This is a genomic window from Colwellia sp. C2M11 (assembly GCF_018860915.1).
Classification (GTDB): domain Bacteria; phylum Pseudomonadota; class Gammaproteobacteria; order Enterobacterales; family Alteromonadaceae; genus Colwellia.
This window is the reverse complement of the sequence record NZ_JAHKQD010000052.1, coordinates 38,836-53,454: the sequence shown is the minus strand read 5'-3', so window position 1 is coordinate 53,454 and position 14,619 is coordinate 38,836. Positions and strand designations below refer to the sequence as shown.

Below are 14,619 nucleotides of genomic sequence, written 5' to 3'. Positions count from 1 at the left end.
TTAAAAACATCCGCCCTTGACTGGTTGATGTGTGAAAGAAGGCATTTTGCCTTCCTTCTTGTAGAAAGGAGAAACCACAAAAAGTTGTATTTATATACAGCCACATTTAAGCAGCTATAAAATCAAAGTAATTGACCAATATTACTTTGAAAAAAATCCAAGAAAATGCGGGTTTTCATCGCAACATTTCTACTTTGATACAGCACGCTTAAACGTTGCGCCGTCGGTTTTTTAGTTAGTGATAAACGTTGTAGCTGCTCTTTTTGAGACGAAGACTGTAAAACATAATCAGCAAGCTTACACAAACCAAGATTTTTCTGAGTCGCCTGTAAACGCATTTCAGGGCTAGAGAGCGTAATACGGTTCTGACCATAAACGGCTTGTAATTTATTATTATCACGAAAAAACCATGGCTGGCCATCCTCCGATAGAATACAGGGGTATTGAGATAAATCTTCTGGCGTTTTAATGTTGCGCGTATCAAATTCTGATGACGCATAAATAGATTGAGGAAAACTTAATAGTTCTTTTCCTATCCAATTAGATGCTGGTAATGTCTGCTCGTGCAACACAAAACATAAGTCGTAATGATGATCAAATTCAGGCATTGCTGCTGAGTAATGTTGACAGTTCAAGGCAATTTTTGGATATAACTGCACAAAGTCTACAATCAAGGTACTGATCACTTTATTGAAGAATTCTAACGGTAATAGAATATTCAAATTACCTTGTGGCTGGTCTATCAATGAGCCAATTTTCTCTTCCACTTTGCTCAACGCATCAATGTGGTTTTTACAAGCACAATAAAGTAAGCGCCCGCTTTCTGTTAACGTTTGGTTACGTGTAGTACGTATCAATAACTCACTACCTAACTTATCTTCTAACTGCGCTAGCCGCCTACTTAATGTTGATTTAGGCATGTTGAGTTTTTTGGCGCCCGCGGTAAAAGTCCCAGCTTCTACTAATACAACAAAAAGTAATAGATCATCTAAATTCGTTATCATTAAACATCACTGTTTCATTTATGGAACAATAGTTCTCATTAAACACGGCTAATCAAGTTAATACAACTTGAATATACTTCGGTTTGTATATTTATTTGGAAACCTATTTGTAAACTTAAGGAATAAAAAATGACTGTTCAAACACAATTAAATACCGTTAAAGCCATCACTGCAGAAGAATATGAGACAGAGGTACTGCAATTTAAAGGAGATGTTCTGGTTGATTTTTACGCCCAGTGGTGTGGGCCGTGTAAAATGATTGCGCCTGTAGTAGAGCAAATAGCACAAGAGAACGAAAGCCTTAAAGTAGTTAAAATTGACGCAGATAATAGTCAAGAGCTAATGGTAAAATATGGTATTAGAGGTCTTCCAACACTGCTGTTATTAAAAAATGGTGAACCAATTGCAACCAATGTTGGGGCTTCATCGGTCAGTAAAATTAGAGCTTTCGTTAATCAATAAGCTCGTACTAGCTAAGTAAATACCAACTAAGTTAAGATCGACCTAGCAACCAAGGTTTTATCTGACTTAGGTTGGTACCTTTTACCCTATTTTATTCTGTTGTCATTTCATTGATAAGAGCATTTTATTGATCTAATTCAAGCAAATTAAAAACTATTTCATTACAATACCTCCATAATACCCGAGTAAATTACTCAAGAATTTTACAAGGTAACAATGATGCAAATTACCGACCTAGAAAAAGAGCAAAAAATCACACCACTACTACGTTTAGGCTTCCGGCCATTTTTTCTTAGTGGTGCTATTTTCAGTATGGTGGCGGTCATACTTTGGTTATTAATGTATAAGGGCACCATCACTTTATCACCTTTGGGTGGTGGTTATTGGTGGCATATTCACGAAATGATTTTTGGTTTCGGCTGTGCAATTATTGCAGGCTTTCTACTTACCGCCGTACAAAATTGGACTGGAGCGCGTGGTGCTCAAGGTACAACTTTACTGATGTTGTTCTTAATTTGGCTTACGGGTCGTATTGCCCTGCTGTTTCCTGACATATTTGGCCATTCATTAACAACGATTCTTGATTTAAGCTTTTTACCTGCCGTTGCTTTTGTTTTAGCAAAACCACTGATAGCGATTAAACAATATCGCAATTTATTTTTTGTTCCTTTATTACTATTGTTTTCTATTGCCAATGTAGAAATGCATTTAGCGATTTATTACCCTAACACCTTTACCATTAATTATTCGGCCTATGCGGGAGTGATGCTAGTCACTTTTTTAATGTCAGTAATGGCGGGGCGCGTTACGCCTATGTTTACTGCTAACGGAACGAATACCCCTAAAGCAACCCCGTTACCATGGTTAGAGCTGCTTACGAATGGTAGCTTAGGTATCGCCATGTTGTATTTGTTATTAGAGCCTGTTATCGGCTTTGCTGATTTAAGTTTTGGCGTGTTATTAATTATTGCTGGAGGCTTTCAAACAATGCGCTGGTTAAGGTGGAAACCTTGGATAACGCTTGGAGTGCCACTTTTGTGGTCTTTACATATCTCAATTAAATTTATTGCTTATGGGTTAATCATTTTAGGCGCTAGTTACTTAACGACTGAAATACCCAGTAATCATATTTGGCATTTGCTTACTATTGGCGGCATGGGTGGTTTAATTTTAGCGATGATATCAAGGGTGTCACTGGGCCATACCGGTCGCCCATTATCTCCTCCAAAAGCAATGACATTAGCTTATATATTCATTACACTGGCTGCACTTATTCGTGCTATTGGCCCATGGATTGCGCCTGAAAAAACGCTATTATTTATCGATATTAGTGGATCTTTTTGGCTATTAGCATTTGGAGTATTTGTAATAACTTATGCGCCTATGTTAATGCGCGCTAGAAAAGATGGTCGCCCTGGATAAAGCAACGTAGCCTTATTAATGCTAAGTGGCGAAAAACTGCTAACATGCAAGATGACAATAAAGACAATAGGAAATAATTCAATTTGAAAGCCGTTTTTTTAGATAGTAAAACTTTTAGCGCAAACATATCTTTTGCGACAATAGAGCAAGCAGTTACTAACCTTACTTGCTACCCAACAACGACAACAGAGCAGATACTTGAACGCTGTATAGATGCTGAAATTATTATCACTAACAAAGTAGTTTTTACCGCTGAAATGTTAGCGCAACTACCACAGTTGAAATTAATTTGTATCGCTGCTACCGGGTATAACAATATTGATATCAACGCGGCAAACCAACACAATATTGCTGTTACCAATGTTAGTGGGTATGCTGGTAATTCTATTGCGCAATATGTCTTTGCTCAAATACTTGAGTATTATCAACAAACATCTCACCATAATAGCAATACAGCTCAGGGGCATTGGCAAAAAAGTGATACTTTTTGCTATCATGGCAATGCAATTACCGAGCTTTCAGGTAAAACCTTAGCCGTTATTGGCTACGGATGTTTAGGAAAAACGGTGGTCGATCTTGCGACGGCCTTTAATATGCAGGTATTAATTAGCGAACGCCCAGGTAGTACGACAGTGCGCCAAGGCAGAGTTAGCTTTGACCAAGCGATAGCACAAGCAGATATTATCAGCTTACATTGCCCGCAAACCAAAGACACAACCAACTTAATTAATAAAAACGTTTTAGCTAAGATGAAGCCTAACGCATTGTTAATTAATACCGCACGTGGTCCATTAGTCAATAGCATTGATTTACTGGCTGCATTAAAATCTAAACAAATAGCTTACGCTGTGCTTGATGTATTAGAGCAAGAGCCACCACCGGCTGATCATCCATTACTCATCGCCTTACAAGAAAACAGTGTCGATAATTTAAAAATTACGGCGCATATTGCTTGGGCAAGTAATGAATCGCAGCAACGGTTAATTGATTTGCTTAGCGAGAATATTGCCGCCTTTAAACAAGGTAAAAAGTTGAGTCGCCTCGACAGCCTTTAATTGGCCTAACATTAACTAAGCCAAAATTAAGTAGGCTAAGATCAATTAGCCTAGCATCGACGGCCGACAATTAATTAACCTAGAAATAGTTGTCTTTAATCATACCGTAATGAAAATATCCCCATTGCCCTACTCTGCGTAATGGGGCAAAGGGAAATTTAGGTAATGCTGTGTTGTACAAAGGCAGGTTTGGTAATGTTTTTCCTACCACTTTCTCGGCTAAACGTTTACCTGCTTGTACCGAAAATGACACACCGCTGCCACAATAGCCCATGGCATAAAAAATATTTTCATCCTTAGTACCTTTGTCACCTTGGTAAATATGCGGTAAATCATCAAGTGCCATACAAATCCAACCTGACCAAGCATAGTCAATATTCAATGCAGTAAGCGCTGGAAAACTGGTTTTTAACACCGATAACAATCGTTTAGCATAATAAGGATCATCAGCGCTTTTACCTGTAATAGCACCTCTTCCGCCAAATAAAATACGGTTATCAGGTAGTTTTCGGTAATAGTACTTTAGTGCGCGTGTATCCATCACCACATTACTCGTTAAAAAGTTACACGCCGCTAATTGCTCGGCCGATAACGGCTCAGTCACTATAATCTGTGACAATACAGGTAAGGTTCTATTCGTTATTAAAGGATGAAACCCTTTAGGTGTATATCCATTAGTGGCAATAACTACTTTTTTAGCTTTAACAGTGCCTTGCGGCGTAGTAAGCACAATATCCTGTCCAGCTTGATGCTTGGATTTACTTTGTGCAAACTGTACTGGTGTTGACGTATGTACTTTTACGCCCGCTTGACGTGCTAATTTTTGATAACCCCACGCTAATTTAAGCGGGTTTAATCCAAAGCCATCTTGATAGCGAATAGCGCCATAGGCATTTTCATCGGCCATAAAATTCTGATGTAATTCATTTTTTGAGAGTACTTGTACATCATAATTAAACATTTTTTTCTGCAATGTCGCCTGTGTTTGCAGTGACTTAAACATCTTCGGATTATGAGCAACTTTAATATAACCGGCCTCTTGTTGGTCGCAATCAATCCCTTCGCCAATTAAGCTATTAACGGTTTCTACACCTGCGCACATTTCTTGATAAATACCGCGCATAACTTCCTCACCCCATTGCTTCTGCATTGTAGTGTAAGGCTTTCTGCCAGATGATTTTAAAATAAAACCAGCATTTCTGCCGCTACATCCCCACGCTGTTTGATTCGCTTCAAATATATGTGCCTGAACACCATGTTCGCGCGCCAAATGTAGCGCACAAGAAAGTCCGGTATAACCCGCTCCTATTATGGCAACGTCAATTGTAATATCTTTGGTAAGCGGTCCGTCATCTTCAGGTTTATTCTCGCTATGCCCTCCAGAAACATCTGCCCAATAACTATTAGGATAATGAATACCACAACCAGGTGAATCATCTAACATGGGATCGTACATCTTTCATTCTCTCAATTACTGAAATTTACTAGCTGTCTCATAGACAGTCATTGTCTATCACTCTAATCTGACTAGGTGAATTAACTCTTACTCTATATGAGCATTAAGCATGAATACACTTTATATTATAGTGAGATGATTTTGTTATTTTTTATTTATTTGCGGTATGATCGCTATACTCACCAAAGCAAGTGTGAACTTATCGATAAACCTTAATGCGGAGTTTTTATAAATATTATGCCACATGTTAGTTACGAAAAATTAACACCACAATACTTCAAACAGGTTATTCATTTAGCTAATGAAGTACATGGTGATGGCTACCTCAATGAAGAAAGCATCGCCGACTGGGCTTCTCGTGGCATAAGTAAAAGTGAAAACTGTTGTTATGTCGCATTATGGAATTCAGATGCAAGCCCTGAGAAAACAGAGCTCGATAAAAAACTTATTGGTTTTCGGATTACTTTTGCGCCAGAGCATTGGAATATAGATCAATGGTATAGCCCAGAGTTATGGCAAGTACCTAAAGAGCAATGCTGTTACTTCAAGTGTAATACTGTAGATGAAGCGTATCGTGGTTTAGGTATAGGAAAAGCATTATTACAACTCTCTATTCAAACCGCTAAAAAGCAAGGCGCTCAAGCTGGAATATCACACCTTTGGAAACAGAGCCCTAATAATAGCGCTGTCGCTTACTTTACGCATTGCGGTGGGGAATTAGTTAAATCTCACCCAGATAAATGGAACGAAGACAGTAAGCAGGGATATAACTGTACTTTGTGTGGGTATGACTGCCATTGTGAAGCTGCGGAAATGATTATTTATTTTAAATAACGCCATTCCAACCTGCTAAATCAATTTACGTTGAGCACTATATCTGCTGAAAGGATTTGAACTTGTCGCAACTCTTCGACAGAAAGCGCGCCATAAAATCTAGGATAACTCCAACCATAACCCCATCGAAAACTTGTTGGTAAATAAGGTGTACCACCCACCCTGACACCCGCTAACATCAGTGCAGCAATAGTAGGCTCGCCTACTTGTGTTACACACATTTTTAAACGGTTATCCGATGCTAATCGTTGTTGATAGGTGCCTCCTTGCCAATAATCAAAATCATGTCGTTGGCAACAGGTTAACCACAATTTCTTTTGTGCAAAAGTACCGTCAGGAAATGCACTACAGCCATCACTTGTAAAAGGCTTTAACGTGTCAGCGAATACAACAGATCCAAAGATCCCAAACGTAAGTACAATGAAAATACGTATCAACATGCTAACGCACACTTTTCATTAATGCTGCTAACCGTACAATTTTGATATTAGATAATTGGCGATAATCAAAATAAGGACAAACAATAACACTTTCTTGCTGGTTAATCGCAAACTCCTCATCAAGCCAAGTCAGTGGTGCCGTTAATAGTTGTGAGTTAACTAATGACTTAGCATAGGTTTTTCCCATAATAATATGGATAACTTTTTCGTGTGAAAAGGCTGTTTGGTTATGACTCGATAAAATCGGTGCATTAAATAATAATGCGGTATTGGAATGGGCTTGTAATAAAAAGCTGTCCCTATACTCTTGCCATGTAGGGGCTAATTTTTTGAAAGAAAAAAGTTCTGTATCTAAGCTATAGAGTAGCTTTGCGTAAACATTAAAAACCTTACGCCAGCCGTTACCGCAATGTTGCACTATATTAGCAATATCACCTGAGCTAAGCGTGGTTAATTGATTTAATTCTTGATATTGCTCCATTGGTGGCTGATTACCAATATATACCGCTATGCTACAACACTTATCCCCAAAACCAACATTTTGAGCAACGTTAAGCATTTAAGCACCAATCTATTGGAGCGACACCTTGCGCTACCAACCAATTATTTGCTTTGGAAAAAGGCTGACTGCCAAAAAAACCGCGATAAGCGGATAGCGGTGATGGATGAGGACCATTTAATATAAGGTGTTTTGCGTTATCAATATTGCGCCCTTTCTTTTGTGCGTGAGCGCCCCAAAGAATAAAAACACAGCCCTTATTGTGTCGATTAATTTGTTCAATTATTTTGTCGGTAAAAGCTTCCCAGCCTAACTTAGCATGTGAATGCGCCATGCCTTGCTGTACTGTCAGCACAGTGTTTAATAATAAAACACCTTGTTCGGCCCAAGCGGTTAAATTACCGTGTTTCGGCGTAACAAAACCTTCAATATCGGTAGTTAATTCTTTGTATATATTCACTAATGAAGGTGGGACTTTGACGCCAGACTGAACAGAAAAAGCTAAACCATGAGCTTGAGGAATATCATCAGGCATGCCTTGTTTTAAGGCCGCTTTTCCTGAAACACCATGATAGGGATCTTGGCCTAACACAACCACTTTTACATCTGCTAAGTCTGCAAACTCAAATGCTCTGAAAACATCTTTTTCTTCAGGAAAAATAGTAATTCCCTGCGCTCTTTGATAAGTAATTTCAGCCTGTAGCTGGCAATAGTAATCTTGCAATTGTTCATGCTTAATTATCTGCTGCCAGTGAGGTTTGATCATAATAAACGCTTATTTCTGTGTGTTACTTTAAAAGATAAGCACGTAAGTCTGCAAAGTCAGTACTCATATCTTGCGATAAGATTGGCTCGCCTGCACAGTCTGCTAGTTCTTTTGGTAACCCTAAAGGCTGACCTAAAATACTTTCAACCACATCTTTAAATTTAGCAGGGTGAGCAGTTCCTAAGAAAACGCCAAACTCACCTTCTTCAGCACTATGCTTTAATGCTTTATAAGCAACAGCTGCATGTGGTTCGCTAATATAACCTAACTTACCTAAACCAATAACTGTAGATTGTGTTTGCTCTTCGTCAATTGAAACTGATGTTACACAGCCATCTTCAACAATACCTGACTTAAGCATGTGTTCTACACGCGGCCAGTTATTAGGATTACTCACATCCATTGCGTTAGAAATAGTAGCAACCGTTGTATTAGGGGTCCACTCACCTGTTTCTAAATAACGTGGCACAGTATCGTTTAAGTTAGTTGCGGCAATAAAACGCTTAATTGGTAAACCCATTGCTTTAGCAAACAAGCCAGCAGTTAAGTTACCAAAGTTACCGCTTGGAATAGAAAACACAATATTTTCTAAATCGCTTTTAGCACGAGAAAGTTGAGCAACAGCTTCAAAGTAATAACAAATTTGCGCTAATAAACGGCTAATATTGATTGAATTAGCAGAGTTCAAACCAATAGTATTAGCTAGCTCTTTATCGTCAAAAGATTTTTTAACTAATGCTTGGCAGTCATCGAAATCACCATCAACCATCAATGTTTCAATGTTACCACCTAAGGTAGTAAACATTTTTTCTTGAAGCAGTGAAATTTTACCTTTAGGGTACATAATTACTACACGGATATTATCAATACCATGAAAAGCATGAGCAACAGCAGCACCAGTATCACCAGAAGTAGCTGTTAATATTGTTAACGGCTTCGTTTCACCTGTCGCTTTAGCATCTTTGGCAACAAATGCTTGTAAACATTTCGCCATAAAACGGGCACCAAAATCTTTAAATGCTAATGTTGGTCCATGAAATAATTCGAGAATAGCACGATCGTTACTAATAGGTTGTAACACAGCAGGAAAATTGAAAGCATCAGTAACAATTTGGGTTAATTCAGCTTCGCTAAGGTCATCTTCGACAAAAGGATGTAAAATCTTAACGCTACGCTCAACAAGTGGCAGTGCTAATAATTCATCGATATTGTCAAATTTAGGCATAGTTTCAGGAAAAAACAGCCCCTGATTTTTACCTAAACCTTGCTTAACTGCTTGAGCAAAACTTACTTGCTCGTCATTTTCTTTTAAGTTATAAAATTTCACTGTTTTATCCTACTAATTCTTAAATATGTTTAGCGACTTATAGCCATGCTATTAAACTTCTACTGCACCCGCTTCATCTACTTTGCAAACATGTACAAAGCCTAGTGTTGTTTGTAAATAATTTTCTTTAAGCCATAACGCATAACGTTGTGCTTGTTGTTCGTTATCACATATACAAAATAATGTGGGGCCCGAACCAGAAATACCAACCGCGTGAGCGCCTTCAGCCATTAAATAATCATGGGCTTGTTGATATTTCGGTAATAAATTAACTCTATAGGGTTCAGCAACAACATCCGTTAATACTGAAAATGCTTGCGCTTTGTCTTGTCGATGACACGCATCAACAAACGTTGCTAAATTTTGACCATAGCTTATCACATCAGCACGACTATAACTTGTCGGTAATACATCACGAGCCGCTTTAGTTGACACCTCAATACCAGGATAAGCCATAACATAATAGCAATCATTGAAACCAGGTAAAACTCGGCTAATAACTTCGCTATCTGGCACCATTAACTGTAGGCCACCTAAGTAACAAGGTGCGACATTATCATAATGTAAACTTCCGCTAATTTGCGCTTCCATTTGCCCGGTCATTTTCAGTACAGTTTTCTCATCAAAACTGAAGTTATGATTTTTACTGTAAAAGGCATTTAAACCAGCAAGTGCTGCAACTACCGAACAAGCACTAGAGCCTAATCCGCTACCTACCGGCATTTTTTTGTCTAAGGTCATTTGTACAGTAAAAACCGGTTGGCCTTGAGCAACCAATGCTTGATTAAACAATTGTAAACATGACCAAACAATATTACTTTCTTTCTCTTTAGGTAATTTATCAGCAAAAGCGCCAACCACAACTAAACTGTCTTCCGTTGCACTTTCCACAGTAACAACATCACCAAGTAAAGTACCATCAACAGGTTTAACGGCTAAGCCTAATACATCAAAACCAACGCTAAGATTACCAATTGAGGCAGGAGCGAAAACAGAGACATTAGCTGACAAAGAAGATAAAGTAGACATTAGTGTTGTTGCTCCCACGCTAGTGTTCTTAATATATCACCAAAAACACCAGCAGCAGTTACTGCAGCGCCAGCGCCATAGCCACGTAAAACAAATGGTAGTGGTTGATAATAACGGCTATGTATTGCCAATGCATTTTCGCCATCTTTAATACTATAAAGTGGATGGCTAGCATCTACCGCTTCAATAGAAACCTGACATTTCCCATCAACAATATTACCAATATAACGTAACACTTTTCCTTCGGCTTTTGCGGCTTCACAACGAGCATTCACAGCAGCGTCTAGTTTTGATAAGTTATTCATAAAAGTATCAACATCACCACTATCATCAAAATCACTTGGTAATACTGATTCAATGTTAATATCAGAAAGTTCAAGCTGCATGCCAGATTCACGCGCCATAATTAATAATTTACGCGCAACATCCATTCCACTTAAATCGTCACGAGGATCAGGCTCAGTAAAACCATTTGTTTTAGCAATAGCCGTTGCTTCTGATAAAGACATACCTTCATCAAGCTTGCCAAAAATATAAGATAACGAACCTGATAATATACCTTCAAAACGTAATAATTCATCCCCTGCTTTAATCAAGCTTTGTAAGGTATCGATTACTGGTAAACCTGCACCTACCGTTGTTTCATATAAGAATCGACGATTAGTTGCTTGCGCGGTACTACGTAATTGTTGATAGTATTCCCATGAATCAGTATTGGCTTTTTTGTTTGGTGTCACAACATGAAAACCTTCCGCCAAGTAATCTACATAGCTCATAGCCAATGCTTCATTAGATGTTGAGTCAACTAAAACAGGGTTAATTAAGTGGTTATCACTAACAAAAGTTTTTAAGTTTTTAGCATTAACTTCAACGGCATTTTTATTTTCAATGCCTTGCGCCATCGCTTCTTGCCAGTTATCTAAATCAATACCTTCTTTTGCAAAGACCATACCTTTTGAATTGGCGATACCATAAACAGTTAAGGCGATATTTTGTTTTTTCAAGCTTTCTTGTTGGCGTGAAATTTGTGCAATTAACTCACTACCTACGACACCACAACCAACTAAGAACACATCAATTGCTGGTTTATGTGAAAAGAAGTTTTGATGACTAACTTTCATAGCAGCAGTACATTTTCTTTCTTCTATTACTACCGAAATACTACGCTCTGAAGAATCCTGAGCAATAGCAACGACGTTAACGCGTGCTTGTGCTAATGAACTAAAGAATTTAGCGGCAACACCACGTTGATGATGCATCCCATCACCCACTAGCGACACAATAGATAATTGACCTTTTAGGGCAATCGGCTCAAGTAAGCCATTAAGCAATTCAAGTTCAAACTCTTCTTTTAAGCTTTCTTCAGCTTGTTGAGCATCCGCTGAATGAATACAGAAACTAATACAATATTCGCTTGATGATTGGCTAATTAATACTAACGAGATGTTTTCTCTACTCATGGTAGCAAATACGCGACTTGCCATGCCTACCATGCCCTTCATACCTGGTCCTGAAACATTAACCATAGTTAAATCATCAAGATTAGATATCGCTTTAACGCGCTTTTGCTGATCATTTTCATTTGAAATGAGTGTACCCGGTGCCGCTGGATTACTGGTATTCTTGATTAAACAAGGGATGTGATATTGAGCGATTGGACCAATTGTTTTCGGATGTAACACGCTTGCACCAAAATAAGATAACTCCATTGCTTCTTGATAAGACAAGTAATCAAGAAGTTTAGCTTCTTTAATCATACGAGGATCAGCATTATAAACACCGTCAACATCTGTCCAAATTTCACAGCATTCTGCTTGTAAACATACTGCTAAAACGGCTGCAGAATAATCAGAGCCATTACGTCCTAGTGTAGTAACTTGATCTTCTTTATTATCTTTGCCGAGACAAATACCAATGAAACCTGGCATTAATGAGATCTGATTCAATTTTTCATATTCTATTGAAAACTTCTCTTTAGAAAGCACTAAGTCAGCCACAGCATTTAATGACGATTCATTAGTACAAAGGAATTTTTCAGGTGAAAGTAACGAAACTTGTAAACCTTGAGATTGTAAAACTGAATCAAGAATGGCAACACTTAATCGCTCGCCTGTACTAATAATTCGAGCACGGATATGATCAGGGCAATAAGTAAGCATTGTAGCGCCTTGCATATAACGCTGTAGCTGATGCTCATAATTAGCTAATGCCTGTTCACAATGATGTGAATTAAAGTTACTTAAACTTGCAGACAAGTCTTCAATAATGGTGGTAATAGCACGTTTGAAATGTCCTAAATCGGTGATTAATTTTGCTTCATCAGTAATATTTTCAGCCATAGCTACCAAATGATTAGTAACACCTTGGGGTGCTGAAACAACGATAGCAACTTTGGTCAATTGGCTTTTGTCTTTGATGATATCAGCAACTTGACGAAAACGCTCAGCTGATGCCAACGATGAGCCACCAAATTTAAGTACACGCATTATTTTTTCCCTTTCTTGAAAGCAAAAAACTCGTAACCTTTGCAGGTTACGAGCTTCGATAAAATTATTTTTTTTACACGTCAGCCTGCAACCATCATCCTATTCGGGTGGTGGTGGTTATAATAATAATAATTTGGCTAAAGGTAATATTCATGGGTCATAAAATGCCTGATTTACTTAATAGTGTCAACATTTATTGACCAATTAGAAAGAGAATAAAAAGTTATAGTATATGCATATATATTAAAAAAAAGTTATATGTGGTTAATTGATCAACTATATTGTCACTTAAGTAATCTTCAAGGATAGCTATATATTCATTGATATTAATAAATGTTCAAGTACAGCGTGATTTTTATGCACCTAGCGTTACTTGCATATTCATAGTTTATTAATTACAAGAGCAACCAATAAAATGATAGGAAAAACATTAGACAATAGGCGCTATCGCTAACTGGGTCGATGAGAATTTATGCAAACGTTAACTCGATACAGGAGGCTGCCAATACAACGCTGACTGATGCGTTTTTACCCATTGTTGCGCTTCAATATAATCGGGAAAGTGTTTGGCCACTAATTGCCAGAAGTACTTTGAGTGATTTAAATAACGCAAGTGACACAATTCATGCACAATAACATAATCAATAACTTGCCTAGGTAGCATCATTAATAAATAGTTAAAGCTTAGCTCACCTTTATTATTACAGCTTCCCCAACGAGCACGATATTGTCTTATTTTTATTGAGGTATAGTTTAACTTGGTTAATTTTGCGTAATACTCTACTCTCGGTAAGATAATATTTTGAGCTTGCTGTTTAAAATAGCATTCTAGTTGTTTTTTAACGGCAATAGCCAAGCTTAACTCATCGAGTTGTTTACGTTGAATACGTGTTGGTAATTTAACAGTAAGGGTTTGTTGTTCGCTCGTGGTTTCGGTAAGTACAACATTACTTTTTGGATCTAATTTTTCAGCTGTATCAGCAAATATAATATTGAGTGTAACCAGTTGACCAAATACAAATAGCTTTGAGCCCTGAGTAAAATCACAACAAAGATCAGCACTTTGATTTTGCTCGGTAATTTTAGCTTTCAACCATGCGCTTTTTTTCTGAATAAAGAGGCTAATAAACTTTTCATCAACATGATGAGGGGCACGAACATAAACCAGCCCCTGTTTTACCTGCAGCGAAAGTGTTTTACGATGACTGCGTAAAACTTGATAATCAATCATGATAATCTTTGATTTTGCGTTAAAAAATCAATTCTCTTTAGTTAATTTAGCTGACTTAGTCGCTGCTTTTGCTGGTTTTGCTTCAACTGTTTTTTCGGCCACCTTTTCGGGAGTTTTATCAGCGGCTTTCTTAGGTGCTTTTTTGGTAGGAGCTTTACTTGCAGGTTTCTTCGCAAGTAAAGCAACTAGCACTTCTTCGCGATGTTGAGCTAAATAAATACTCAGTTCTTCGCTAACACTGTCACTTAATTCTATTGGTGATTGCGCAAATACATCAGCCAAGTTATCAGCCATATCCAACATTTTGTCATATTCATCTGCTGATTTCTTATCCATAAATGTTTTTGCCTCCACCCCGTGTCTAATGACGACGAATCGACTTTCAACTGCCATTATTCTTCCTTAGTCATGTTATACCAATTTTTACTAGCTATATGATCATTTCTACTTGCTAAAATCACCAACGACATCGTTATTTATTTAATAATTATAACCACTAGTTATTAAAATAAATGCCTTCTATTTGTTGGCAATTTTTTTACCTATAAAATTGCTCACTTAATTAATAAAATTGGTATTAAAAGAGAGCTCAATAAAAATAAAATTTT

General features: G+C 37.7%; 14 protein-coding genes. 4 read left to right on the top strand and 10 right to left on the bottom strand.

From position 1 onward, the window contains the following. Positions 1-122 precede the first annotated feature (122 nt). Positions 123-1,004 (bottom strand): LysR family transcriptional regulator, encoded by an 882-nt coding sequence (locus tag KO509_RS15565; RefSeq protein WP_159817288.1) that lies wholly within the window; start codon positions 1,002-1,004, stop codon positions 123-125. Between the two features lie 129 nt (positions 1,005-1,133). Here KO509_RS15565 and trxA point away from each other — a divergent pair, with 129 nt between their 5' ends. The 3 genes from trxA (at position 1,134) to KO509_RS15550 (ending at position 3,943) form a co-directional block, all read left to right on the top strand. Further along, a complete protein-coding gene (gene trxA, locus KO509_RS15560) occupies positions 1,134-1,466 on the top strand; it encodes a thioredoxin (protein WP_215974185.1) in 333 nt (110 codons plus the stop codon). A 219-nt stretch (positions 1,467-1,685) separates the two neighbouring features. Further along, a complete protein-coding gene (locus KO509_RS15555; protein WP_252727641.1) occupies positions 1,686-2,888 on the top strand; it encodes an NnrS family protein in 1,203 nt (400 codons plus the stop codon). Between the two features lie 83 nt (positions 2,889-2,971). Further along, complete coding sequence (locus KO509_RS15550) at positions 2,972-3,943, top strand: D-2-hydroxyacid dehydrogenase (RefSeq protein WP_215974183.1); 972 nt, start codon at positions 2,972-2,974, stop codon at positions 3,941-3,943. Between the two features lie 79 nt (positions 3,944-4,022). Here the strand turns inward: KO509_RS15550 and KO509_RS15545 are convergent, their stop codons facing one another. Continuing rightward, entirely contained in the window at positions 4,023-5,399 is a 1,377-nt protein-coding gene (locus KO509_RS15545; protein WP_215974182.1) for an FAD-binding oxidoreductase, read from the bottom strand. A gap of 237 nt (positions 5,400-5,636) precedes the next feature. On the opposite strand from KO509_RS15545, the gene KO509_RS15540 reads away from it, so the two are divergent. Beyond that, positions 5,637-6,233, top strand: a complete 597-nt coding sequence (locus tag KO509_RS15540) for a GNAT family N-acetyltransferase (RefSeq protein WP_215974181.1) — start codon at positions 5,637-5,639, stop codon at positions 6,231-6,233. Positions 6,234-6,253: 20 nt separating this feature from the next. On the opposite strand, the gene KO509_RS15535 is transcribed toward KO509_RS15540, so the two are convergent. From KO509_RS15535 to KO509_RS15500, 8 genes are all read right to left on the bottom strand, one after another. Next, entirely contained in the window at positions 6,254-6,673 is a 420-nt protein-coding gene (locus tag KO509_RS15535; RefSeq protein WP_215974180.1) for a phospholipase, read from the bottom strand. Between the two features lies 1 nt (position 6,674). Further along, positions 6,675-7,232, bottom strand: a complete 558-nt coding sequence (locus tag KO509_RS15530; RefSeq protein ID WP_215974179.1) for a hypothetical protein — start codon at positions 7,230-7,232, stop codon at positions 6,675-6,677. Continuing rightward, positions 7,225-7,938, bottom strand: a complete 714-nt coding sequence (ung, locus tag KO509_RS15525; RefSeq protein WP_215974178.1) for a uracil-DNA glycosylase — start codon at positions 7,936-7,938, stop codon at positions 7,225-7,227. The genes KO509_RS15530 and ung overlap by 8 nt, the downstream gene beginning before the upstream one ends. A gap of 22 nt (positions 7,939-7,960) precedes the next feature. After that, on the bottom strand, positions 7,961-9,265 hold the full coding sequence (gene thrC, locus KO509_RS15520; RefSeq protein WP_215974177.1) for a threonine synthase: 1,305 nt from the start codon (positions 9,263-9,265) through the stop codon (positions 7,961-7,963). A 51-nt stretch (positions 9,266-9,316) separates the two neighbouring features. Beyond that, entirely contained in the window at positions 9,317-10,294 is a 978-nt protein-coding gene (gene thrB, locus KO509_RS15515; protein ID WP_215974176.1) for a homoserine kinase, read from the bottom strand. Beyond that, positions 10,294-12,780 carry a bifunctional aspartate kinase/homoserine dehydrogenase I gene (gene thrA / locus KO509_RS15510; RefSeq protein WP_215974175.1) on the bottom strand — a complete coding sequence of 829 codons (2,487 nt, stop codon included), beginning with the start codon at positions 12,778-12,780 and terminating at the stop codon, positions 10,294-10,296. Before thrA ends, thrB begins: the two co-directional genes overlap by 1 nt. Before the next feature lie 481 nt (positions 12,781-13,261). Next, a complete protein-coding gene (locus KO509_RS15505) occupies positions 13,262-14,011 on the bottom strand; it encodes a SprT family zinc-dependent metalloprotease (protein ID WP_215974174.1) in 750 nt (249 codons plus the stop codon). Positions 14,012-14,038: 27 nt separating this feature from the next. After that, a complete protein-coding gene (locus KO509_RS15500; protein ID WP_215974173.1) occupies positions 14,039-14,404 on the bottom strand; it encodes a YebG family protein in 366 nt (121 codons plus the stop codon). Positions 14,405-14,619: the final 215 nt, after the last annotated feature.